Source organism: Actinophytocola sp., assembly GCF_035634895.1.
Taxonomy (GTDB): Bacteria; Actinomycetota; Actinomycetes; order Mycobacteriales; family Pseudonocardiaceae; genus Actinophytocola.
On sequence record NZ_DASQCC010000031.1, the window covers coordinates 41,702 to 67,316 of the forward strand.

At 72.0% G+C, this 25,615-nt stretch carries 6 protein-coding genes; all 6 read right to left on the reverse strand.

What is annotated here, in order from left to right:
• Window position 1: 1 nt before the first annotated feature.
• Complete coding sequence (locus VET29_RS04895; protein ID WP_324915154.1) at window positions 2–1,309, reverse strand: serine hydrolase domain-containing protein; 1,308 nt, start codon at window positions 1,307–1,309, stop codon at window positions 2–4.
• Window positions 1,306–13,626 (reverse strand): non-ribosomal peptide synthetase, encoded by a 12,321-nt coding sequence (locus VET29_RS04900; RefSeq protein WP_324915156.1) that lies wholly within the window; start codon window positions 13,624–13,626, stop codon window positions 1,306–1,308. Before VET29_RS04900 ends, VET29_RS04895 begins: the two co-directional genes overlap by 4 nt.
• Before the next feature lie 50 nt (window positions 13,627–13,676).
• The gene (locus VET29_RS04905) at window positions 13,677–23,090 is read right to left on the reverse strand and encodes a non-ribosomal peptide synthetase (RefSeq protein WP_324915158.1); all 9,414 of its coding nucleotides are present in this window, start codon (window positions 23,088–23,090) and stop codon (window positions 13,677–13,679) included.
• A gap of 55 nt (window positions 23,091–23,145) precedes the next feature.
• Window positions 23,146–24,132 (reverse strand): TauD/TfdA family dioxygenase, encoded by a 987-nt coding sequence (locus tag VET29_RS04910; protein ID WP_324915160.1) that lies wholly within the window; start codon window positions 24,130–24,132, stop codon window positions 23,146–23,148.
• Window positions 24,133–24,172: 40 nt separating this feature from the next.
• Window positions 24,173–25,189: a class I SAM-dependent methyltransferase gene (locus VET29_RS04915; protein WP_324915163.1), complete on the reverse strand. Its 1,017-nt coding sequence runs from the start codon at window positions 25,187–25,189 to the stop codon at window positions 24,173–24,175.
• 115 nt (window positions 25,190–25,304) lie between these two features.
• Window positions 25,305–25,532 (reverse strand): MbtH family protein, encoded by a 228-nt coding sequence (locus VET29_RS04920; protein ID WP_324915166.1) that lies wholly within the window; start codon window positions 25,530–25,532, stop codon window positions 25,305–25,307.
• Window positions 25,533–25,615: the final 83 nt, after the last annotated feature.

The following is a 25,615-nucleotide window of genomic DNA, read 5'->3' on the forward strand; positions in this document are numbered from 1 at the left end:
TTCACCTGCTCCTACGGGCCAGCCGGCCGGAGACCTGAAGCAGGTCCACACGGCCGGAACTCGAGTCACGGACAAAGCGCCCGACATACGCCATCCGACCGCCGTCGCATTCCCGCATCGTGAAACGCAGGTCGTCGAAACAGGTCAGCTTCGAATGCGCGACGCCGTCGACCATCAGGTACAGCTCGCCGTCGGGTTCGACCGCGATGTCGAACTCGGTGGTGCCGTTGCGGTATTTCCCCGCGCAGTCCGCGGAACCGGTCGACGGCGGTCCGGCGTCGGGGACCGACGTCAGCGAACAGCTGCCGACGTCGATGCCCTCGGCACGCAGCCGGGTGACCAGGTCGTCCCACATCGCCAGACCGGTGTTCGCGTTGGTGGTCAGGGCGAGCACCGTGCCGCTGTCCGGTTCGAACCGCAGGTGACACGACGTGCCGGTCCCGGTGCCGTCATGCCCGAACCACGTTCGCGCGCCGTGCCGGTAGGCCGACCAGCCGGGGGTCCAGTCGTCGGCGATTCCGGCCGGACCGACGGCCAGGCCGACGGTCCGACGCATCTCCGACGCGGTCTCGGAGGCCAGCAGGTCCGGCAACGCGGAGTCGCCGACATGCAGGCGACCGAACGTCACCAGGTCGGCGGCGCTGAGTGCCAGCGCGCCGGCCGGTTCCTCCACCTCGGGCAGGTTCTGCTCGTCGATGACCCGCACCGTCGTCGCGACGGTGTGGCCGGGGACGGCCGGACGAGGGGACTCGCCGACCACGAACGCGGGCGTGATTCCCAGGGGACGCAACAGGATCGTCTCGACGGCCTCCGCCCATCGCATGCCGGTGACGGCCTCGACGAGGTGGCCCGCCAGCACGTAACCCGCGTTGGAGTAGGAGAACACCGCCCCCGGCGGGTGCACCAGGTCGGCTTCGCGGCAGTGCCGCGACACCCAGCGGGCGCGGCTGACCGGACGATCGGTGTCCACTGTGGACATCAGGCCACCGGCGTGGCTCAGCACGTGCCGCAGGGTCAGCCGGGGATCGGCCGCGGCGCCCAGCTCGGGCAGGTACCGGGCAAGCGGCGCGTCCAGCTCGACGTCGCCGTCCGCGACCAGCATCATCGCCATCGTCGCCGTGAACGGCTTGGTGAGGGAGCCGAGCGGGAAGGCCGACCCGGGGGTGACCGGTCCGCCCATGCCGTGGGCCTGCTCCCCCACCTCGGCGGTGACGGTGCTGTTCTCCCTGCGCAGAGCCAACTGCGCGCCCGGCACCCGGTGCTCGGCAGCCAGCTCGGCCAGCAGCGCGTCGATCCGGTCGGCGTTCACGGACGATCACCACCGACGTGGCGGGTGATCGCCCTCAGCCCGGCGAGGAAGTCCTCGGCCAGCCGGGTGATCGTCGCGCGGTCGTGCACGTCGGCCGAGTAGTTGCAGTCCAGCTCCAGCCTGCCGGCCCGCACGCCGCCGACGACCGACAGCAGGTGCGACGAGCGTTCCCCGGGCGCCTGCGACCGGCCGATCGGGTCGTGGAACCGTTGGTACAGCACGGAGTCCGTGACGTTCATGGCCTGGTCGACCTGGCCGTGGTAGTTGAACACGATGTCCGGCATCGGCTGCCCCGCCAGCGCCGCGCCCGGCGTCCCCGCCGGGCTGAGGTGGCGCAGCGCGCCGTAGCCGAGACCGTTGCCGGGGATGGCAGCGAGTTGGCGGCGCACCGACCTGGCCAGCGTGCGCCAGTCGTCCTCGCCGGCGGGCACGGTCAGCGCGACCGGGTAGACGGTGGTGAACCAGCCGGTGGTGCGGGTCAGGTCGACGTCGTCGAACAGTGCCTCCCGGCCGTGGCCCTCCACGTCGATCAGCACCTGGTCGCGCCCGGTCCACCGGGTCAACGCCCACGCCAGGCCGCTGAGCAGCAGGTCGTTGACCCTGGTGCGAAACACCGACGGCGCCTGGCGCAGCAGCAGGTCGGTCTCGTCCTCGCCGAGCGAGATCGACACTCTCTCGGTCGAGCCGATCAGCGCCGGGCCGGCGCCGTCGACCGGCAGCGGTTCGGCGGGCGGCAGCCCGGTCCAGTACGCCACCTCCTCGTCGAGCGCGCCGGACGCGACGTGCTCGACCAGCCGGTGCGACCACTGCCGCAGCGACGAGGTCTTCGTGCTGAGACTCGCCGGCACACCGTCGATCGCGTGACCGTAGGCGGTCGCCAGGTCGTCGATCAGGATCTGCCAGGAGACGCCGTCGACCACCAGGTGGTGCACGGTGACGAACAGGAACGGCGACTGCCCGGCGCCGACGTCGAACAGCAGAGCCTTGACGAGCGGTCCGGTCGCCAGGTCGAACCCGGCGTCCGCCTCGGCGGCCAGTCTGTCCATCGCCGACCGCTGGTCCCGCTCGGGCACGGTGGACAGGTCGTGCACGGTCAGGATCTCGGCCGGTGCGAACGGCGCGTTGTACTGGCGCCAGACGCCGTCGCGGTGCTCGAACCGCATGCGCAGCGCGTCGTGGTGGCCCAGCAGCGTGTCGAACGCCGTTCGCAGTGCCTTGTCGTCGAGGTCCGGGGTCAGCTCGACCAGGACGGACTGGGTGAAGTGGTGCGGCGAGGCCGGTTCCCCGTAGAGGAACTCGTGCTGAACGGGGGTCAGCGGGACCTCGCCGGTCACCTCGTCCTGCTCGGCGGCGTTCTCCTCCCCGGCCCGCACGACCGTCGCCAACTGCTCGACGGTCTGGTGCAGGAACAGGTCCTTCGCCGTGACGTGCAGCCCGGCCTGCCTGAGCTTGAAGACCAGGTGGAGGCTCAGTACGGAGTCGCCGCCCAGGTCGAAGAAGTTGTCGCGGATCCCCACCCGGCCGCTGTCCAGCCCGAGCACCTCGGCCCACAGCGCCACGAGTCGCCGTTCGACCTCGCTGCCCGGCGCGACGTGCTCGCCGAGGCCGAGGTCGGCATGGCTTGGCGCGGGCAGCGCGCGGCGGTCGACCGTGCCGCTCGGCGTCATCGGCAGTTCGGTGAGCGGCACTATCGCCGACGGCACGGCGTAGCCGGGCAGCCGTTCGGCCAGGAATGCCCGCAGCTCACCGGCATCCGTCGTGGCGCCGGGGATCGGCACCACGTAGCCGGCCAGCCGGACACGGTTCGCATCATCGCGCCACGTGCTCGCCGCGGCCAGCGCGACCCGCGGATGGGCCACCAGCGCGGCCTCGATCTGGGCCGGCTCGACCCGGAACCCGCGGATCTGCAACTGGTCGTCGTCGCGGGCCAGGAACTCCAGCGTGCCGTCGGCACGCCAGCGCCCCAGGTCGCCGGTCCGGTACATCCGGCCGCCGGGCGCCGCGAACGGGTCGTCCACGAACCGTTCCGCTGTCAGGTCGGGGCGGTGCCAGTACCCGCGGGCCACACAGTCACCGCCGACGTACAGCTCTCCCGTGACGCCGACCGGCACCAGCCGCCGGTGCTCGTCGAGCACGTAGACCGCGGTGTTGTCCAGCGGTTCGCCGATCGGCACCAGCGCCGTGTCGCCGACCGACCCGGCACGCGCGTGGAACGCGGTGGCGTCGACTGTCGTCTCGGTCGCGCCGTAGGCGTTGTAGACGCCGGTGTCCGGGCCGAGCCGCCGGATGATCTCCGCGCAGTCCGACGATCGCCAGCCCTCGGAACCGACCAGCAGCAACCGGAGCGTCGCCAGACCCCCTCGGTGTTCGTGTTCGCGGGCCAGGGCCTTCGCCAGGCCCGGCACGGTGACCATCAGCTGCGCCCGGGACGCGGCGGCGAGGTCCAACAGGGCCGTCGGATCCGTCAGCGTCTCCGGCGGGCAGATCACCATCGCGCCGCCGAACATCGCGGACAGCAGGAAGTCGCCGAAGAAGAGGTCGACGCCGAACGGCGACACGGACAGGCAGCGCGGGCGGAGCTCGGTCAGCCCGTACCTGCTGTCCCAGGCCCGCATGATGTGGTGCACGTTGCGGTGCTCGATCATCACGCCCTTCGGGCGGCCGGTCGAACCCGACGTGTAGACCACGTAGGCCAGGTCGCCGGGCGTCACCGCGGTCCGCGGTGGCGTGACGGGACCGCCGTTCGCGTTGCCCCGCAGGCTTTCCAGGTCGATGACGGTCGCGTCGGTGGCGGGCACCCGGTCCCACAGCCGCGCCGAGGTGATCACCAGCGGCACGCCCGCCTCGTCGACCAGCTCGCTCAGCGTCCGCGCCGGGTACTCCGGGTCGAGCGGCAGGAACGCGCCGCCCGCCGTCAGCACCGCCAGCAACGTGGTCATCGCGTCGGCGTCGCGCTCGAGGCAGACACCGACGAGCGTGCCGGGGCCGACGCCCAGGTCCACCAGCCGGTGCGCGAGCCGGTTGGCGCGGGCCTCCAGTTCCGCGAACGTGAGTTCGGTCCGGCCGTCGCGCACCGCGACCGCGTCCGGCGTGGCGCGAACACGGTCCGCGAACAGCTCGTGCACGCACCGGACGTCGTCGTGCTCGACCTTCGAACCGTTCCAGCCGAGCAGCAGGGCGCGCTCGTCGGCGTGGAGCAGCGTCGCCACCGGCGCCGCCGGGTCGGTCGCGACCGCGTCGAGCAGGGTGGCCAGGTACCGGGCCATCCGTTCCGCGGTGCCCTTCTCGAACAGGGCGGTGCTGTAGCTGACCGCGGCCACCAGCCTGCCGTCGTGCTCGGCGAAGTCGAAGCCGAGGTCGTAGGCGGCGTCCGCGCCACCCAGCGACAGCTCCTCGGTGGACAGTCCGGCGAACTCGACGCTCCCCGGCCGGTCGATGCCCATCGACACCATGACCTCGGCCAGCGGGTTACGGCTCGGCTCGCGTTCCGGGCGCAGCTCGTCGACCAGGCGGTCGAACGGCACGCTGTCGTGCTCGAACGCGCCGAGCACCGTCGACCGGACCTCGGCCAGCAACTCCGTGAACGGCCGGGCGATGTCCACCGTGGTGCGAAGGACGACCGTGTTGACGAAGAAGCCGACCAGTCGTTCCAACTCGGCGCGGTCGCGGCCGGAGGTCACGGTGCCGACCGCGATGTCCGCCTGCCCGCAGTAGCGTGCGAGCAGCACCTTGACGGCCGCGACGAGCACCATGTAGAGCGAGGCGTTGTGCCTGCCGGCCAACGCTTTCAGACCGTCGAGCACGGTGGGCGGGATGTCGGACACGATGCCGTCGGCCCGCGCCACCCGGACCGACGGACGCGGCCGGTCGGTCGGCAGGTTCAGCGGCGAGATACCGTCGAGCCGGTCCTGCCAGTACGCGAGGTCGTCGTTCGACGCGGCACTCGAACGCCTTTCGCGCTGCCACACCGCGTAGTCCGCGTAGCGCACCGGCAGCGGCGGCAGATCGGCCGGCCGGCCGCGCACCGCGGCGGTGTAGCAGGCGGCCAGGTCGGTCGCCAGCACGCCGGACGACCAGCCGTCGGTGACGATGTGGTGCATCACCAGTGCCAGCACGTGGTCCTGCTCGTCGAGCCGGACCAGCAGCGGCCGCAGCGCGGGCGCCGTCCGCAGGTCGAACGGCCGGTCCGCCTCCCGGCGCACTTCATTGTGTAGCGCGGCCTCCCGCTCGTTCACGGCCGGTAGGGACAGGTCGACGAACCGGGCTCGTACGTCGGCAGGCGGCAGGATCCGCTGTGCGCCGGCGCCCGCCACGGTGTCGAACGTCGTGCGCAGTGCCTCGTGGCGGGTGACCAGCCCGGTCAGCGCCGTGTTCAGCGCGTCGACGTCCAGCGCACCACGCAGGCGCAGCCCGAACACCGTGTTGTACTCGGCGCTCGCGGCGAACTCGTGGTGGAACCACAGGCGCTGCTGGGCGAACGACAGCGGCAGCGGCCCGTCGCCCGCCACGCGCGGGATCGTCTCCTCCGTGGACCGGTTGGCCGGTCCGGCTTCGCCGGCGGTCAGCGCCCGGGCGAGGTCGTGGATCGTCGGTGTCTCGAACAGCACGCGGGGCGACACGGACACGCCGAGACGTGCCCGCACGCGGGAGATCACCAGGATTCCGACGATCGAGTCACCGCCTAGCTCGAAGAAGCTGTCCTCGACGCCGACGCGGTCCACCTCGAGGTCGAGCACCTCGGCCCAGATCTCGGCCAGCACGCGCTCGACCGGTGTGCTCGGCGCACGCCGGTCGACCACCGGCGCCGCCACCGAACCGGGATCGGGCAGGGCCTGCCGGTCCACCTTTCCGTTGGCGTTCAGCGGCATCGTGCCCAACGTGACGAACTCCGACGGCACCAGGTAGCCGGGCACCCGCTCGATGAGGAACGCACGCAGCTCCGCGCCGCTCGGGGCGCCGACCACGTACGCCACCAGCCGCCGGTCGCCGGGACGGTCCTCGCGGACGATCACGCTGACCTGCTCGACCCCGGGGCACCTCGAGAGCACGCTCTCGATCTCGCCGAGCTCGACCCGGAACCCGCGGACCTTGACCTGGTGGTCGGTGCGGCCCAGGTACCGCAGCTCGCCCTCCGCGGTCCAGCTCGCGCGATCGCCGGTGCGGTACATCCGGCGCCCGGTGTCGAACGGGTCGGCGACGAATCGCGCGGCCGTCAGGTCCACCCGGTCGTGGTATCCGCGCGCCAGCTGGACTCCCGCGAGGTACAGCTCCCCGGGCACCCCGGCCGGGACCGGCCGCAGGTACTCGTCGAGCACGTAGGCGCGGGTGTTCCACACCGGCACGCCGATCGGTGCCGGCCCAGCGCCGGGCCGGACCCTGTGGTGCGTCACGTCCACCGCGGTCTCGGTGGGGCCGTAGATGTTCGACAGCTCGACGTCGAGCAGCCCGAACAGCTTGTCCCGCAACGGCTCCGGCAACGGCTCGCCGCCGGAGAAGACCTGCCGCAGCGCCGTGCACCCGGCGGCGGCCGGCTGGTCGAGGAACGCCCGCAGCAGCGGCGGCACGAAGTGAACGGTCGTGACGCGCTCGTCGCGGACCAGCCCGGCCAGGTACTCCGGGTCCTGCTGGCCGTCGGGCCTGGCGACCACGAGCGCAGCGCCGGCGATGAGCGGACCGAAGATCTCCCACACGGACACGTCGAAGGTGTACGGCGTCTTGTGCAGCACCCGGTCACCCGGGCCGACCGGGTAGTCGGCCTGCATCCACAGCAACCGGTTCACGATGGCCTCGTGCTCGACGAGCACCGCCTTGGGCAGGCCGGTCGACCCCGACGTGTACATCGCGTACGCCAGGTTCTTCGGGTGCACGACGACTTCCGGCGGCGTCACGGGCTGGGCCGACACGTCGACGTCGACGTCGACCAGTCGCACCGGGCTGTCCGGCAGGCGTTCGCGAAGGTGGTCCTGAACCAGCACCAGCGGGCAGCCGGCGTCGCGGACCACGAACCCGAGCCGCTGCTCGGGGAGGGCGGGATCGAGCGGCAGGTAGGCGGCGCCCGCCTTGAGAACCGCCAGCAGTGCCACCATCATCTCGATGCCACGCTCGACGCAGACACCCACCAGCACGTCCGGTCCGGCGCCGGACGACACGAGGTGGTGCGCGAGCCGGTTGGCCCGCGCGTCCAGTTCGGCGTAGCTGACGTCGCTGCCGTCGATCACCAGGGCGGTGGCGTCCGGCGTGCGGTTCACCTGCGCGGTGAACAGGTCCGCGACCGACCGTCCGGCCGGGTGGTCCACGGTGGTGTCGTTCCACTCGACCAGCACCCGTTCCCGCTCGGCGCCGGTGAGCAGCGGCAGGTCCGCGACCGTCTCGGCGGCGCCGGTGGACAGGGCGCCCAGCAGCGTCGTCAGCAGGCCGGCCAGCCCGTCGATGGTGTCGTCGTCGAACAGGCCCGGGTCGTAGCCCAGCGTCAGGTGCAGCGCGTCCTCGGTGTAGGCGTTGAGGATCAGCGGGTAGTTGGTGTGCTCGTCGCCGACGAACTCCCCCAGCGCCAACCCGTGGCGCCGCGCGGCGTCCGGGTCGTACGGGTAGTTCTTGAACACCACGATGCTGTCGAACAGGTTGCTGCCGCCGGGGACGTCGCTCCAGCCCTGCACCTGCGCCAGCGACACGAACCCGTACTGCTGGGCGTCGACCTGGGTTCGCTGGATCTCCCGCAACCACGGCGCCAGACGGTGTTCGCCGGCGACGTCGACGCGGACCGGCAGGGTGTTGACGAACAGGCCGACGATGCCGGCGGAGCCGGGCAGGTCCTCGGGGCGGCCGAACACGGTCGCGCCGAGGCACACGTCGCGTTCGCCGCTGTACTGCCCGAGCAGCACCGACCAGGCGCCGAGCACCAGCGTGTTCACCGTGACATGGGCGTTCCTGGCGTAGGCGGACAGGTCGCGGGACTGCTCGACGGACAGCCTCAGGTCGAGCTTGCGGGAGGACTGGGCCTCGTGCGCGCCGCGCCCGGCGGGTTCGGTCGGCAGCGGGGTCGGCGCCGGGAAACCCGCCAGGGCACCGCGCCAGTGGGCTTTCGCGGCCTCGCGGTCCTGACCGGCGAGCCACTCGACGTAGTCACGGTACGGGCGGCGGGCCGCGGGGGTGCTCGTCGCGATGCCGCGCAGCCGCGCGTGGTGCTCGAAGACCTCCTGCAGCACCGCGGAGAAGCTCCACCCGTCCAGCATCATGTGGTGCGAGCTGATCATCAGCTGGACGCTGGTGTCGGTCAGCCGCACCACGCCCAGCCGCAGCAGTGGCGCCGTGGTGAGGTCCAGGTTCTCCTTCCGGTACGTCTCCCACAGCCGGCGGGTCTCCTCCTGCCTGGCCGGTTCGGACAGGCCACGGAGGTCGTGGCGGGTGACGGGCACGCGGACGTCGCGGTGCACGACCTGCAGCGGTGCCGAGACGTTCTCCCACACCACGGCGCTGCGCAGGATCGGCGTGCGGTCCACCGTGAGCCGCCACGCCTCGACCAGCGCGTCCAGGTCGGTGACGCCGTCGAGGGTGAGCCCGAAGTGGCTGACGTAGGTGTCGCGGTCGTTCTCGGCCAGGGAGTGGAACAGCAGTCCGCTCTGCATGGGGGTGAGCGGGTAGATGTCCTCGACGTCCCGGCCGTCCCCGACCAGTCGATCCACAGTGGACTGATCGAGGTCGGCGAGCGGGAAGTCCGATGGGGTGGCGCCGCCCGAACCCGGTTCGGCGCAGTGCTCGACGATCCGGTCCAGTGCGGTGACGAGCCGGTCGGCGAGCCCGGCGACGGTTTCCTCGCGGTGCAGGTTCGCCGAGTAGGCGAGCTGGAACTCCAGTTCGTCGTCCCGGACCATCGCGTTGATCTCGATCAGCGCCGGACGCCGCTGCGCGGGAGCGCGGTCGGTGCCGGGGTTGGCGCACCAGCCGGCGTACAGGCCACCCGCCTGCGCGGAGCTGGTCTCGATCCGGCCGAGGTAGTTGAACACCACCTGCGGGCGTGCGTGCCCCGGGTCGTCCGGGCGACGCAGGGCGCCGTGGCTCAAACCATTGCGGGGCACCGCACGCAGCTGTTCCTTGACCGACTTCAGGATGGTTCCCCAATCCTCGGCCGGGTCGACGTCGAGCACGACGGGGTAGTGCGTGGTGAACCAGCCGACCGTGCGGCTCAGGTCGAGGTCGGCGAACAGCTCCTCGCGACCGTGGCCCTCCATCTCGACGGCGACCCGGTCCCCGCCGGTCCAGTCGGCCAACACGGCGCTCAGTGCGCTGAGCAACACGTCGTTGATCTTCGTGCGGTACAGCTCGGGTACCCGCTGCGACAGGGCCTTCGTGCGGTGCGCGTCCATCCGGACCGACACGGTCCGCATTGTCTCGACGGTGTTCTCCCCCGCCCCGTCGACGGGCAGCGCGGGCGCCAGTGCCGCGGCCTGCTCGACGCGGCGCCAGTGGTCGAGGTCGTCGTCGAGGTTGCCCGCCGCCACGTGCTCGTCGAGGCGGCGGGCCCAGGTCTGGAAGGAGCTCGTCCGCGGGCCGAGGTCGATCTCCTGTCCCTGGCTCGCCTGGCAGTGGGCCGTGTCCAGATCGGACAGCAGGATGCGCCAGGACACTCCGTCGACCACCAGGTGGTGGACGGTGAGGAACAGCCGGGGCGCCCGGCCAGCACCGAGGGTGAAGAGCCGGGCCCGCAGCAGCGGGCCGGTGTCGAGCCGGAAGTCCGACTGCGCCTCGTGGATTGCCTGGCGCATCAGGGTGTCCTGCTCGTCCGCCGGGGCTGTGGTCAGGTCGACGTGGCGCAACACGTCGCCCGCCGCGGCGCCCGGGTGGTGCTGGCGCCAGCGGCCGTCGACCTGCGCGAACCGCAGGCCGAGCGCGTCGTGGCGGGCCAGCACCGCGGTGAGCGCGGCCCGCAGTGCGCCCACGTCGGGCTCGCCGGTCAGCTCGAGGAAGACCGACTGGTTGAACGTGCTCAGGCTGTCGGTCAGCTCGGCGAAGCACCACCGCTGGATCGGGGTCAGCGGTACGTCGCCGCCGGTCTGCTCGTGCTCCTCGCCCGGCTCGTCGGCCACCATGATCTCGGCCGCCAGCGCGCCGATGGTCTGCACCCGGAACAGCTGCTTGGAGGTCATCTTCAGGCCGGCGCGTCCGGCCTGCCACACCACGAGGATCGACTGGATCGAGTCGCCGCCGAGCTCGAAGAAGTTGTCGTCGACGCCGAGCCGGTCGACGTCGACGGCCAGCACGTCCGCCCAGATGGCGGCGAGCGTGCGTTCGATGTCGGTGCGGGGCGCCACCCGGGCGCCGTCGGTGCCGCCCTGGTAGGACGGCGCGGGCAGGGCCGCCCGGTCGACCTTTCCGCTGGCGGCCAGCGGAAGCGTGGTCATCGGCACGAACGCGGCGGGCACCATGTACTCCGGCGTCCGCCGCCCCACGTGGTCGCGCAGGTCGTCCTCGGTCGGCGCGGCGCCGTCCTCGGCGACCACATACGCCACGAGGCGCCGGTCACCCGGGCGGTCCTCGCGGACGGTCACCGCGACCTGCGCGACCGCCGGGTGCGCGGCCACCGCGGCCTCGACCTCGCCGAGCTCGATGCGGTAGCCCCGGATCTTGACCTGGTCGTCGCCGCGGCCCAGGTACTCCAGGTTTCCGTCCCGGCCCCAGCGGACGAGGTCACCGGTGCGGTACATGCGTTCGCCGGGCACACCGAACGGGGAGGCGACGAACCGCTGCGCGGTCAGCTCGGGGCGGTGGTGATAGCCCCGCGCGAGCTGCGGGCCGAACAGGTACAGCTCGCCGACCGCGCCCCTCGGCACCCGCCGCAGATAGCGGTCCAGCACGGCGATCCTGTTCCCGCCCATGGCCTTGCCGATCGACACCGCGCCCTGGGCGAGCGGCGCTCCCGGCTCGGCGCGGAACGCCACGCAGCCGACGGTGGCCTCGGTCGGACCGTACTCGTTGGTCACCCCGACGTCCGGGTGGCGGTCGCGCCACGACCGGAGGCCGTCGGAGAACAGGGCCTCGCCGCCGATCACGAGGTCCGTCGCGGGTGAGAGCTCGTCCGGCAGGGTCAGCAGGATGGCCAGGTGCGCGGGTGTCACCTTCGCGAACGACGGTCGCCGCCAGCCCGCCGGCAGTGTGGTCGTGCCGCCGTCCAGGTCGCCGACGACGATCCGGCCGCCCGCGACCAGCGGGCCCCACAGGGTGGTGACGGTCAGGTCGAAGGAGATCGATGAGTGCAGCAGCGAGACACCGGCCAGGCCCGGATAGTCGCGAACGCAGTTCGCGAGGTACGCGGCGAGCTGACGGCGCTCGATCATGACGCCCTTGGGCACGCCGGTCGAGCCGGACGTGTAGATCGCGTACGTGAGGTTCGCCGGACCGGTCCGGCGGGCCGGCGCGGTGGTGGGGTGGGTGGCGATCTCGGGCCGGTCCCCGTCGACGGACACGACGTGCGCCGAGGTGAGGGGAAGTTCGGTGCGGAGGGCTTCCTGGGTCAGCAACACCGTGACACCGGCGTCGGCCAGCACGAACCGCAGCCGGTCGGCCGGGTCGCTCGGCGCGAGCGGCACGTAGCAGCCACCGGCCTTCAGCACGCCCAGCATCGCGACGAGCAGGTCGATCCCGCGGTCGGCGAGCACGGCCACCATCGCGTCCGGTCCGACACCGTGCTCGGCGAGATGGTGGGCGAGCTGGTTGGCACGGTTGTCCAGCTGCCGGTAGGTGATCACGTCCGTGCCGGCCTCGACGGCCACCGCGTCCGGTGCGTGCCGGACCCGCTCGGCGAACAGGTCCAGCACGTCCGGCGCCGCGGGCGGCGGAGCCGCTGCCCAGCCGTCGGCCAGCGATGCCGGTTCGGCCTGGACCTGGAGTGTCGACAGTGGACGGACCGGGTTCGACACGACGTCGCCCAGCAGGTGGGCGAGGTCGCGGCCCATCCGCTCGATGGTGTCGACCGTGAACAGGTCGGTGCTGTACTCGAAGTAGCCGACCAGGCCGCCGGCCCGCTCCTCGAAGTCGAGCGTGACGTCCATCTTCGCGATCACCGCGGGCGGGCGGAGCTCCTCGACCCGCAGGCCCGGCAGGTCGAACCCGCCCTCGTCGGCGTTGTGCAGGTTGACCATCACCTGCACGAGCGGCGGGCGGCTCGGGTCCCGCTCCGGGTGCAGCGCCTCGACCAGCCGCAGGAACGGCACCTCGTCGTTGGCGAACGCGTCGAGCGCGGTCGACCGGACGGTGCCGAGGTGCTCGGCGAACGACCGGGACTCGTCCACGTCGCACCGCATCACGACGGTGTTGACGAAGAAGCCGATCAGGTTCTCCAACTCCGGCCGGTGCCGCCCGGAGGTCGACGTGCCGACCGCGATGTCGCGCTGACCGGAGTAGCGGGCGAACAGGATCTGCGCGGCGGCGACCAGCACCATGTAGAGCGTGGTCCCGTGCTCGCGGCCGATCAGCCTGAGGCGCGAGCACACCGTCTCGGGGATCGTGAACGTGTGCACCGCGCCGGCCGAGGTACGCACGGGCGGGCGCGGCGAGTCGGTCGGGAGCTCCAGCGGCGACAGGCGGTCCAGCCGCGTGCGCCAGTAGGCGAGCTGCGTGTCCAGATCGCCGTTCGCGAGCCGGTCACGTTGCCAGCACGCGAAGTCCGCGTACTGCACGGACAGTTCCGGCAGCCCGGCGTCGTGCCCGGCCACCGCGGCGGCGTACAGGGCGTTGATCTCGCCGGTGAGCACACCCATCGACCAGCCGTCGCAGACGATGTGGTGCAAGCTGAGCACCAGCACGTGCTCCTGCCGGTCCAGGCGCACCACCTTTGCGCGGAACAGGGGGCCTCGCCGCAGGTCGAACGGACGTTCCACCTCCGCCGCGAGCACGCGGTCCACCGCGGCCGGGCGTTCGGTCGCCGGCAGGCCGGACAGGTCCTCGACGGCCACCTCGACCGGCTCGTCCGCCACGTGCACCACCTGCACGCCGCGTCCGTCGACCGAGTCGAACGTCGTGCGCAGCGACTCGTGCCGCGCGACCAGCCCGGCGACCGCGTGCCGCAGCGCGGCAAGGTCCAGCCTTCCGCGCAGCCGCACGGCCTGCACGACGTTGTAGTCCACGCCATCCGGCTCGAAGTCGTAGGCGAACCACAGCCGCTGCTGCGCCGGCGACAGCGGCATCGCCCCGTCGCGGGGGGCTCGGGGGATGCCGCTGTCGCCCTCGGCCTCGGCCGCGGCACCCGCCAGCCGCTGCCGAAGCAGGTCCTGAAGGTGTTGGGGCAGAGCCGTCGTACGGTCGTCCCGCGAGAATGTGCTCATCGCTCTCTTCCACTCGGATTCGGCGGGTGGTGTCGACTCAGGAGTTCCCGTCACGAGGTCATGCCTTCGTGCATGGCCTCGATCTCCGCCAGGATCCGTTCCTGGACGAGAACGGCGAGCCCTTCGACGGTCGGCTTCTCGAAGAGGTCTCGGGGCGTGACGTCCACCCCGAACGCCTGCCGCACTCTCGACGTCAGCCGCAGGCTGGTGAGCGAGTCCCCGCCGAGCGCGAAGAACTCGTCGGCGATCCCGATCCGCTCGATGCCCAGCACGGCCGACCAGATCCGGGCCATCGCCTCCTCGGTCGGATCGCGTGGCGCGACGTACGCGGTCTCGGTGCTGTCCTGCCTGGTGGGTGCCGGCAGCGCGGCGGAGTCGATCTTTCCGTTGGGGCTGAACGGAAGCCGGTCCAGCACCACGAACGCCGAGGGCACCATGTACTCCGGCAGCCGCGCGGCGACATGCTCGCGCAGCCGGGCGCTCACCGACGTCTGCCCGTCCGTGACCACATAGGCGACAAGTCGCTTGCCGGCGTGCCCGTCGTCGCGGGCGACGACCGCCGCCTGGGTGACCAGGTCGCAGCCGAGCAGCACGCCCCGAACCTCCTCCGGCTCGACCCGGAAACCGCGGATCTTGACCTGGTCGTCGGCCCGCCCGACGAACTCGATCAGCCCGTTCTCGTTCCACCGCACCAGGTCGCCGGTGCGGTACAGCCGCCCGCCGGCGGCGAACGGGTCGGCGACGAAGCGGGCCGCGCTCAGCGCCGGGCGGCGGTGGTAGCCGCGACCGACCCCGGCACCACCGATGTACAGCTCACCCGTGACACCGACCGGCACCACCGACAGCCTGTCGTTCAACACGTAGAGCCGGGTCTCGGTGAGCGGCCGGCCCAGCGGCACGGTCTCGTACTCCGCGTCCGGCTCGACCAGGAAGACCGTGGCGGTGATCGTGGCCTCGCTCGGCCCGTAGTTGTTGAGCAGCCGCCGACCCCGCGACCAGACCCTGGCCACCTCGGGGGCGAGCACGCTGCCGCCGGTCGCCACCGTCGCCAGCGACCCGCACCGCTCCGGGTCCACCGTGGACAGGATGACCGGCGGTGCGGCCAGGTTGGTGATGCCGTCGGCACTCAGTTGCTCGGTGAGCGCACCGGCGCCGCTGAGTGCCTCGCGGTGCGCCACCACCAGCGTCGCGCCGGTGACGAGGGTGCTGAACAGGTCCTGAACGCCCGCGTCGAAACCCATCGAGCAGAACTGCAGGACCCGGTTGTCCGGCCGCATCGGGAACGCACGGCACACCGCGGCGATCGTGTTGGCCAGCGAACCGTGTTCGACCATGACACCCTTGGGCCGCCCGGTCGAGCCGGACGTGTACACGACGTACGCGAGGTCCCTCCGCCCCACCGCGACCTCCGGCGCGACGGAGGGGCAGGTGGCCAGCACAGGACCCAGCCGGTCCGGGCACACGACGGTCGCGGTGTGGCCGGGCAGCCGGTCGAGCAGGTGGTCCTGGGTCAGCACCACCGCGGGTTCGGCGTCGGCCAGCATCATGCCCAGCCGCTCCGCCGGGTAGTCCGGGTCGAGCGGCAGGTAGGCGCCACCCGCCTTCAGCACCGCGAGCACACTGACCACGAGGTCGATACCGCGCGCCATGGCCACGCCGGCCAGGACGCCGCGACCGACACCGCTCGCGACGAGGTGGTGCGCGAGCTGGTTCGCCCGGACGTCGAGTTCGGCGTAGGTCACCGTTTCGGTGCCGTGTACGACGGCGGGCGCGTCCGGTCGCAGGCGCGCGTGGTCGGCGACCACCTCGTGCACGCACCGCTCGACCGGGTCCTGCCCGGCCGTGTCGTTCCACGTCCGCACCACCGTGCGGTACTCGCTGTCGCTGAGCACGGGCAGCTCGCCGACCGGCCGGTCCGCGTCGTCGGCCACCGCGGTCAGCAGCACCCGCAGTTGGCCGGCGAGCCGGTCGACCGTGCCGGCGGCGAGCCGCTCCGGGTCGTGGTTCAGCAGCACCGACAGTCGGTCACGCTGGTAGACGATCACGTTCAGCGGGTAGTTCGTGCCGCCGCCCGCGTCGATGTCGAGCACCTCGACGCCGTGCACGGCGGCCGCGTCCTCGTCGACCGGGAAGTTCTCGAACACCACGATGCTGTCGAACAGGTTGGTGCCGCGGGGCACCTGGCTCCACCCCTGCACCTGCGCCAGTGACACGTGCTCGAACCCACGCGACCGCGACTGCTCGGCCTGCAGCGCGCGCAGCCAGGTCGCGAGGTCCTCGTCGGGGTCGACGGCGACCCGCACCGGCAGCGTGTTGATGAACAGGCCGATCATCGACTCGACGCCGGCCAGCTCCGCGGGCCGGCCCGCGACGGTCGCGCCGAAACAGACGTCGCGCTCGCCGCTGTTGCGGGACAACAGGATCGCCCACACGCCCTGCACCAACGTGTTCACCGTGACCCGCAGCCGCTTCGCCGTGGCGTAGAGCCGCTCGGACAGAGCCGGCGGCAGCTCGAGGGAGAGCGACGCCGACGACGACCCGCCCTGGCGGGCCGCGGCGCGGCGGTCGCCGGGCAGCGGCGTCGGCGCCGCCAACCCGTCGAGCAGCGCCCGCCAGTGCGCCTCGACGGCCGCGCTGTCCCGCGTGGACATCCACTCGACGTAGTCGGCGTACGGCCGCCGCGGCGGCGGGGTGTAGCCCGTCCCGGCATACTCGCCGAACACCTCGGTCAGCAGCTGCGTCAGGCTCCAGCCGTCGAGCACGAGGTGATGGAACATGCACAGCAGCCGGACCCGCGTGTCGCTCTCCCGCGCGATCGCCAGGCGCAGCAGCGGCGCGACCCGCAGGTCGAGCCCGCGGCCGAGCTCGGCACGCAGGTACCGCTCGCTCTCGCGACGCCGCGTGCTCTCGTCCAGCGCCCGCCAGTCCAGCTGGGCGACCGGGAGTCGCACGCCGGTGTGCACGACCTGGACCGGGTCCGGCACGCCCTCCCACACCAGCGCGGTACGCAGCACGGGTGTGCGGTCGACGACCCGCTGCCACGCGGCCGCGAGCGCTTCGGGGTCACGCACGCCGTCCAGCACCATCGCGGCCTGTTCGAGGTAGGCCTGCCCACGCTCGTCCATCAGGCTGTGGAAGAACATCCCGCTCTGCATGGGGGTCAGCGGGTAGATGTCCGCGACGGTGCGGCCGTCGCCGGCGACCAGGTCGACCGCCGCCTGGTCGAGCGCCGCGAGCGGGAAGTCGGACGGGGTCCGCCGGCCAGAGCCGGACCGCGCGCAGTGCTCGATCAGCTCCTCGATCGCGGCCAGGAACCGCTCGGCGAGCGCGAGGACGGTGTCGTGCCCGTGGACCGCCTCGGAGTGGATCCACTGGAACTCCATGACGCCGTCCCGCACCTGGCCCACGACGTCGATGAGGTGCTGGCGGGTCTGTCCCGCGCACTCGTCGAGGCCGAGGTCCTCGAGCCGGAACGACGTGGGGTCCGCGGCGTCCGAACCGAACTGGCCGAGGTAGTTGAAGCTGATCTGCGCGGTGGACGCGGGAACGCGGGCGTCGGTCAGGTACCGCAGCGCGCCATGGCCGAGACCTCGGCTGGGCACGGCACGCAGGTGCTCCTTGACGGAGCAGATCACCTCGCGCCAGTCCCCGCCCGCGGTCAGGGCGACCGGGTACATCGAGGTGAACCAGCCGACGGTGCGGGACAGGTCGACGCCGCCGAGGATCTCCTCGCGGCCGTGTCCCTCCAGGTCGACCAGGACCCGGTCGCCGCCGGTCCACGGGCACAGCACCATGGCGAGCGCGCTGAGCAGGACGTCGTTGATCTGCGTCCGGTACACGTCGGGCACCCGCTGCAGGAGCTCCTCGGTGCGTTCCCGGCTCAGCCGCACGGTGACACCGCGTGCCGTGGCCGCGGTGTTCGGTCCGGCCCCGTCCACCGGCAGTGCCGGGAAGTCCGTCGCCGCCAGGGCGTGCCAGTAGTCCAGTTCCCCGTCGAAACCCCCGGCCGCGGTGTGCTCCCCCAACCGCGTCGCCCAGGTTCGGAACGACGTGGTCCTCGGGCCGAGGTCGATGGTCTCGCCACCGGCCGCCTGCCGGTACGCCACCTCCAGGTCGTCGAGCAGGACCCGCCAGGACACGCCGTCGACCACGAGGTGGTGTGCGGTGAGCACGAGGACCGCGGGGTCGTCGGCGGCGCGGGCGGCGTGGAACCGCGGACCGGCGCCGAGCCCGTGGTGCACGGTGGACAGCTCGACTCGCGGCGCCGCCGGGCCGTCGTACTGGCGCCACCGCCCTTCGACGGCCTCGTAACGCATCCGCAGCGCGTCGTGCTGGACCAGCAACGCATCGAGTGCCGAGCGCAGCGCGGTCTCGTCGAGATCCTCGGGCAGCCGCACCCGCACCGTCTGGTGGAAGTGGCTGGGGTCGACGGTGTGGGTGTCGAAGAACCAGTGCTGGATCGGCGTCAGCGGAACCGTGCCATCGGCCGGCCGCTGCTCGACCTCCTCGGTCGCGGAGCGCTCCACGTGGGGTGCCAGCGCGGCGATGGTCTGGTACCGGAAGAGGTGGCCGGAACTGAACGACAGGCCCTCCCGGCGGGCCTGGTGCACCACCTGCAGCGCCAGGATCGAGTCGCCGCCGAGGGTGAAGAAGTTGTCCTCGACGCCGACCGCGGGCAGGCCGAGCTGCGTGGCCAGGATCTCCGCCAGCGCGCGCTCCACCTCCGTGCGCGGCGCGACGTGCCCGGCGCCGGTCGCCGCCGCGGCCGTCGGCGGCGGCAGCGCCTGCCGGTCGACCTTTCCGTTGTGGGTCAGTGGAAGCCGCTCCAGCAGCACGAACGCGGCGGGCACCATGTACTCGGGCAGCATCAGCTCCAGCTCGGCCCGCAACCGGGTTGCCGTGACGTCGGCGTCCTGGTTCACGACCAGGTAACCGACCAGCTGCCCGCGCCCACTCGGGCCCGGTTTGACGCACACCAGCGCCTCGTCCACGCCGGCGCACCGCCGCAGCGCGGCCTCGGTCTCGGCGGGCTCGACCCGGAAACCGCGGACCTTCACCTGGTCGTCGGTCCGCCCGAGGAACTCCAGCTCGCCGGGTCCGGCCGAGCCGGGACTCGCCCTCCACCGCACCAGATCGCCCGTGCGGTACAGCCGCGACCCGGCCGGGCCGAACGGGGCGGCGACGAACCGTTCGGCCGTCAACCCGGGGTGCCCGGCGTAGCCGCGGGCCAGGCCGGCCCCGGCGATGTACAGCTCACCGGGCACCCCGACCGGCACCAGCCGCAACGCCGCGTCGAGCACGTAGACCCGGTTCCCGTCCAGCGGCCGGCCGATGGGCACCGCGTCCGGCACGATCCCGGCCGCCGACATGCGGTGCGCGGTGGCGAAGGTGGTGGTCTCCGTCGGACCGTAGCCGTCGACGACGACCAGGCCGGGACACGCCCGCAGCACGTCGCGGACCGACGCGGCAGGCACCACGTCACCGCCGGTCCACATCTCGCGCAGCCCGGCGAAGCAGCCCGCGTCGTGCTCGGCGAGCAGCCGGAAGAGCCCGGCGGTGAGCCACAGCGCGGTGACTCCGTTCCGCTCGATCATCCGCCGCAGCACGGCGGCGTCGACGTCCCCGGGTGGGGCGACGACGACCCGGCCGCCGTTCAGCAGCGGCACCCAGGTCTCGTAGGTGGCGGCGTCGAACGCCGACGGCGAGTGCAGCAGGACGCGGTCGTGTGCGCCGCCGGCGAAGCGACTGTCCGACGCCAGCGCGGTCACGTCCCGGTGGCGGACCGCGACGCCCTTGGGTGTGCCCGTGGAGCCCGACGTGTACATCACGTAGGCGAGGTGGTCCGGCGCGACCGGCGGGAGGTCGCCGGCCGGGCCCGGTTCGTCCATCGCGATCGTCGGTCCATCGTGGACGGACACCGCACGGTCGGTGATCAGCAGCGCCGGCCCGGCCTCGGCCAGGACGGCACGCAGGCGCGACTCCGGGGCGCGCAGGTCCAGCGGGAGGTAGGCGCCACCGGCCATGAGCACCGCCAGCTCGGCCACGACCAGGTCGGCCGACCGGGCCAGCAGCAACCCGACCGGCTGCTCGGGCCGCAGTCCCCCGGCGACGAGCCGGCCGGCCAGCCGGGTCGCCCGCTCGTCGAGTTCGGCGTAGCTCAGCGACTCCGCACCGCACACCACGGCGGTCGCGGCCGGCGTTCGCCGCACCTGGCGGGCGAACGCGCCGGTGATCGTCGTCGCCGCCACCGCCGGGGATCTCTCCGGCGGGGCAAGCAGATCGTGTTCGGCCGCGGTCAGGATCGGCAGCGTGGCGAGTGGTCGGTGGGGCCGGTCGGCGATGGCGGTGAGCAGCACGCACAGGTGCGCCGCCATCGCTTCGATGGTCGCCGCGTCGAACAGGTCGGTGCGGTAGTTGAGGACCGTACGGACGGTGGCGCCGTGTGGCCAGAACTCCACGAACAGGTCGAACGGCACGGCGGTCACCGGCAGGTCGTACTCCTCGACCCGCAGGCCGGCGACCTCGTGCGGCTCGGCGAACGGGGTCTGCATGGCGACCACGACGTCGAACAGCGGGGTGCGACTCGGGTCGCGGTCCGGCCGCACCGCCTCGACGACCCGCTCGAAGGGGACGTCCTCGTGCGCGAACGCCGCCAGGACCGCGGTTCTGGTGCCGGCCAGGTGGTCGGTGAACGGACGCGTCGGGTCCACTGTGGACCGCAGGGTCAGTGTCCGCACGAAGAACCCCAGCAGGTCCTGGAGTTCGGCGCGGTCGCGGCCGGCGCTGACCGTGCCGACCGTGACGTCCCGCTGGCCGGTGTAGCGCGCGAGCAGGACCTGGACGCCGGCCAGCAGGGTCATGAACATGGTCGAACCGTGCTGTGCGCCCAGCTCCGCCAACGCGGCCACCACGTCGGCGGGCAGGTCGAACCGGTGCGCGGCCCCTGCCGCGGTTCGCAGCGCCGGGCGGGGCCTGTCGGTCGGCAGCTCCAGCGCGGTGACCCCGTCGAGCCGGTGCCGCCAGTAGGTGAGCTGCTCCTCGGCCACCGGCCCGGCGAGCCGCGCACGCTCCCACACCGCGAAGTCGGCGTACTGGATTCGCAGTGGCGGCAACGAGACCCGCTCGTCGGCGTAGTACGCGAACAGCTCCCGGACGAGCACCCCGGCCGACCATCCGTCGGACACGATGTGCCGCTGGTTGAGCGCGAGCACGTGCTCGGTCGCGGACAGCCGCACCAGCAACGCCCGCAGCAGCGGGCCGCGCGACAGGTTGAACGGCAGGTCGGCGGCCTGCCGCAGCACCCGCTCGACCGCGTGCTCCCGTTCGGCACCGCGCCGGCCGGACAGGTCGACCACGTCGAGTGGCGCCTCGCCGCCGGCGTGCACGACCTGAGCGCCGTCGCCGTCCCGGAACGTGGTGCGCAGTGGTTCGTGCCGCGCCACCAACAGGTTCAGCGCCAGGCGCAACGCGGTCACGTCCAGGTCGCCGGTCAGGCGCAGGCCGGTGGCGGTGTTGTACTCACCACTGTCGGCGCTCAGCTCCTGCAGGGCCCACAGCCGGCGCTGCGACGGCGCCAGTGGCACCGGACTGTCCCGGGACACCAACGGAATCACGTCGTCGCGACCGTCGCCCGCGGCGATGAGCGTGGCCAGCCCGGCGACGGTCGGGTGCTCGAACAACGCCTTCGCCGGCAGGTCCGTGCCGAACACCGTGCGTACCCGGGACATCATCGCCATCGCGAGGATGGAGTGGCCGCCGAGGTCGGCGAAGAAGTCGTCGTCGCGGCCGACCCGCGTCACCCCGGTGACCTCGGCCCACACCGCCGCGAGGTCGCGCTCGGCCGGAGTGCGCGGGGCGGTGTACGGAGTGGCGATCATCGACCGCCGGTCGGGTGCCGGCAGCGCCCGCCGATCGACCTTTCCGTTGGGGGTCAACGGAAGCGTGTCCAGCGGCACGATCACCGACGGCACCATGTGCCCCGGCAGGACGTCGGTCAGGTCCCGCGCCAGAGCGGGCGGGTCGATCGTCGAACCCGCCGCCGCGACGACGTACGCGACCAGGCGCTTGACGCCCGGCTGGTCCTCGCGGGCCACGACCGCGGCCTTCGCGACCTCCGGCCGCTGCGCGACGGCATGCTCGACCTCGCCCAGCTCGATGCGGAAGCCGCGGATCTTGACCTGGTCGTCGACCCGGCCGACGAAGTCCAGGTCGCCGTCCGGACGCCACCGCACCATGTCACCGGTGCGGTAGAGCCGCGAGCCCGGTGGGCCGAACGGGTCGGCGACGAACCGCTCGGCCGTCAGCTCCGGCCTGGCCCAGAACCCACGCCCCAGACCGTCGCCGCCGATGTACGCCTCGCCGGGTTCGCCGATCGGCACGGGCTTCAGCTCGCCGTCGAGGACGTACAGCCGGGTGTTCGGCATGAGCCGGCCGATCGGCAGCGGACCGGCCGAGCGCGCCGGCTGGAACGTGCTGCGGCAGGTGACCGCCGAACACTCGGTCGGCCCGTACACGTTGACGATCGAGATCCCGGGCACCCGGTCGGTCACTCGTGCGCAGTGGCCCGGCGACAGCACTTCGCCGCCCACGACGATCTGGCGCAGGCCGTCGAGCATCTCGACGCGGTGGTCCACCACCGCGTGGAACAGCCCGGTGGTGAACACCATCGTCGTGACCTGGTTGTCGGCCAGGAAGTCGGCCAGCGTGTCCAGCGAGGTGGTCTCGGCCGGGTAGATCGCCAGGCAGGACCCGCCGAGCAGCGCGTTCCACATCTCGAACGCCGCGGCGTCGAAGGACACCGACGCGAGCTGCCCGACGACCTCGTCCCGGTCGAACCGGACGACCGCGCTCGGCCGCACCAGGCGGACCAGGCCGCGGTGGGTGAGCATCGCGCCCTTGGGCACCCCGGTGGAACCGGAGGTGTAGAGGACGACCGCCAGGTTCTCCGGGTCGACCACGACGCTCGGCGCGGTCGACGTCAGCGCGTCGATCCCGGCCCGCTGCTCGTCGAGCAGCACCACGTCCGCGGTCGTGTCAGCGGGCAGCCGGTCGAGGAAGTGGCGCTGTGTCAACACGATCGGCGTGCCGGTGTCCGCCAGCATGGCCGCCAGGCGGGCCGCCGGGTAGTTCGGGTCGAGCGGCACGTAGGCGCCGCCCGCCTTCAGCACGGCCAGCGCGGCCACCACCGCATCGAGGCCGCGGCCGAGGCAGACGCCGACGAGCGAGTCGGCACCGACCCCCCTGCCGGCCAGGAAACGCGCCAGCCGGTTGGCCCGCGCGTCCAGATCCGCATAGGACACCCGGAGGCCGTCGTGCACCACCGCGGGCGCGTCCGGGTCGCACCGGACCTGCTCCTGGAACAACTCGTGGAGGCAGCTGTCCCTGGGGTAGTCGGCCGCGGAGTCGTTCCACTCCGCGAGCAGCAACCGAGAGTCCGTTCCGTCGCCCCGTCGCTCGAACCGCACTGCGAGTCCTTCCTCTGTTCCAGATGTCACGGCCGGTGGCGTTCGGACGGAGCGCTCAGACGGAGTCGAAGACGCCGGTCATCGCGACGAGAACACGCCGCGCGCCGGTGTAGGGGCGGCGTCCGTGCGAGACAAGGAGGTTGTTGACGATCATCAGGTCCCCGCGTCCCCAGGGGTTCGCGAAGATCGTGTCCTCGTAGGCCTTCCTGATCAGCTCCAGGTCCGTGTCGGCGATCGGCGAGCCGTCTCCGTACAGGGCGTGGCGCGGGTAGTCCGCCTCGTCGTACATCTCGACGATCGCGGCCCGGACCTTCTTCGGCAGGTTGGTGACGTGGAACAGGTGCGCCTGGTTGAACCACACGTCGCGGCCGGTGTCGGGGTCGGTCACGATCGCCGGGCGGCGGCTGCGGGTACGCAACTCGTCGTCGCCCAGCCACTCCAGCTCAAGAAGGTTGTCGCCGCAGAACTTCTCGACCTCGGCCTTGCTGTCGGTCTGGAACACCTCCTGCCACGTCAGCCCCATCCCCGGCCGGTAGGAGCGCGTGTAGAGCACGCCGAGCTCCCGGAACCGGGCGACCAGGTCGGCGGGCAGGCGTCGCAGCACCGCCGCGCTGTCGGCCAGCGGCGTCTCGCCGCCGGTCTCCGACGGCGTGACACAGGCGAAGAACAGCCAGCGCGGCGAGTGCCGCGAATAGGCGGACTCGTTGTGCTGCGGGATAGTCTGGTTCGCCGGGTACTCGGTGGAGGTGTAGACGTTGCCGCTCACCGTGCTGCGCGGGGTGGTTCGCTCGGTGTACTCCAGCAGGTCGCCGCCGACGGCCCGGGCCACCTGGTCGAGTAACTCGGGGCCGTCGATGACGCCACGCAGCAGGACGGCCCCGTACTCGTGCAGGTCCTCGAACAGCGCGGCGCGGTGCTCGTCGATCCACGCCGTCACCGGCTGGCCGCTCTCGAGCGGACTGTAGGCCATCATGCGGGTGTCGGCGTTGCCGATGAGGCTGCCGCCCAGCGAGTTGTCGCGAGCCAGTTCCGAGCCAAGCATGTCGAGTCCTACCCTCACTGATGTCGTCGTTGTCCGTGAGTTACCGCGGGATGGCTTCGAGCTCGAAGACCACGGACACGGTCAGGCTGTCGATCCGGTGTGCCTCGACCAGCCGCCAGCCGCCGTCCTCGAAGACGCCGTGCCACTCGTCGAGCGTCGGCACGTAGACCCCCATCAGGTCGTGGCCGACCTCGAAACCGAGCGTGAAGATCGGCAGCTCGTCGTCGCGCAGGCCGACCGTGCGGGTCGCGTCGCCGAGCAGGAACCGGCGCACGTTGGGGAACGCCGCGCGCAGCCTGCGCAGCGCCGTCACGCAGTTGTCCCTCGGCCAGAAGTCGTGGCCCATCATGAAACAGGTGAGCAGGTCGACGTCCTGGAACTCGGGCCGCGGCTCGATGTTCCTGGCGTCGCCTCGCACGAACGTGATCCGGTCCGCGAAACCCTTGGCGGCGACGGAGTCGTTCGCCATCGCGATGGCCGGCGGCGCGATCTCGATGCCGACGCCACGCGCGTGGGGGTGCCGGTTCAGGATCTGGATGAGGCGCTCGCCGCTGCCCGACCCGAGGTCCGCGACGGACCTGACCTCGTGGGTCAGTCCGTCCATCGCGGTCCAGAACGCCGGGTCGAAGTACCGCTCGCTGATCTCCCGGCAGGCGTAGCTGATCGCCGCCGCGTCGCGCTGGTAGAAGTCACCGACCCGGTTCTCGTTGCGCAGTACGAACGGCATCCGCCGGAACAGCTCGCCGGAACCCTGCACCAGCCAGTGGAACAGCGACCGGTGCCGGCACGCGTCGTCGAAGTTCGGGCCGACCAGGACCTTGCCGTCCTCCCGCTCGACGATGCGCACGCTGGCCAGTGCGGCGAACATCCCGTTGACCGACGGCAGATGAAGGTCGCCGCCCTTGGCGAACTCGACCGGGTCGAGCTTGCCGTGCTCGCGCAGCTCGTCGAGCGCGCCGACCTCCCACGCCGCACCGACCGCGGCCGCGGCGATGGTCGAGTTGAAGATGTCGATGACGCCGGTCCGCGAACTGGACGTTAATTCGTTCGGATTCATCTGTTCATTCCGTCTCGTGTCGGCAACCAGGCCATCAGCTTTTCGGAAGGCGGTCCCCGGCGCCACCAACTTGACCGACCGGCGAAATTGCACGCTTTTCGTCGCGTAGCTCTCCTCAGGCGGCGCCGGCCGGGCTGTCCATGCTTTCCCGCAGGCTTCTCGGCCGCATGTCCGTCCAGTTCTCGTTGACGTGGTCCACCGCCGACTGCCGGTCGGTCTCCGCCAGCGCGACCGTCCAGCCCGCCGGAACCTCCGCGAACGCGGGCCACAGCGAATACTGTTCCTCGTCGTTGACCAGAACCAGGAAACGGCCGTCCTCGTCGTCAAAGGGATTGGTGCTCATTATTCCTCCAGCAACGAATCGAGGGACGGACGCGATTCGCGTCCGTCCCTCAACGTGCCAGAAGAGAACTGCCGTCACCACGT

Coding starts and splice junctions, on each gene's coding strand:
- VET29_RS04900 (WP_324915156.1), bottom strand. CDS start 13,626: ATGAGCACATTCTCGCGGGACGACCGTACGACGGCTCTGCCCCAACAC.
- VET29_RS04910 (WP_324915160.1), bottom strand. CDS start 24,132: ATGCTTGGCTCGGAACTGGCTCGCGACAACTCGCTGGGCGGCAGCCTC.
- VET29_RS04915 (WP_324915163.1), bottom strand. CDS start 25,189: ATGAATCCGAACGAATTAACGTCCAGTTCGCGGACCGGCGTCATCGAC.
- VET29_RS04920 (WP_324915166.1), bottom strand. CDS start 25,532: ATGAGCACCAATCCCTTTGACGACGAGGACGGCCGTTTCCTGGTTCTG.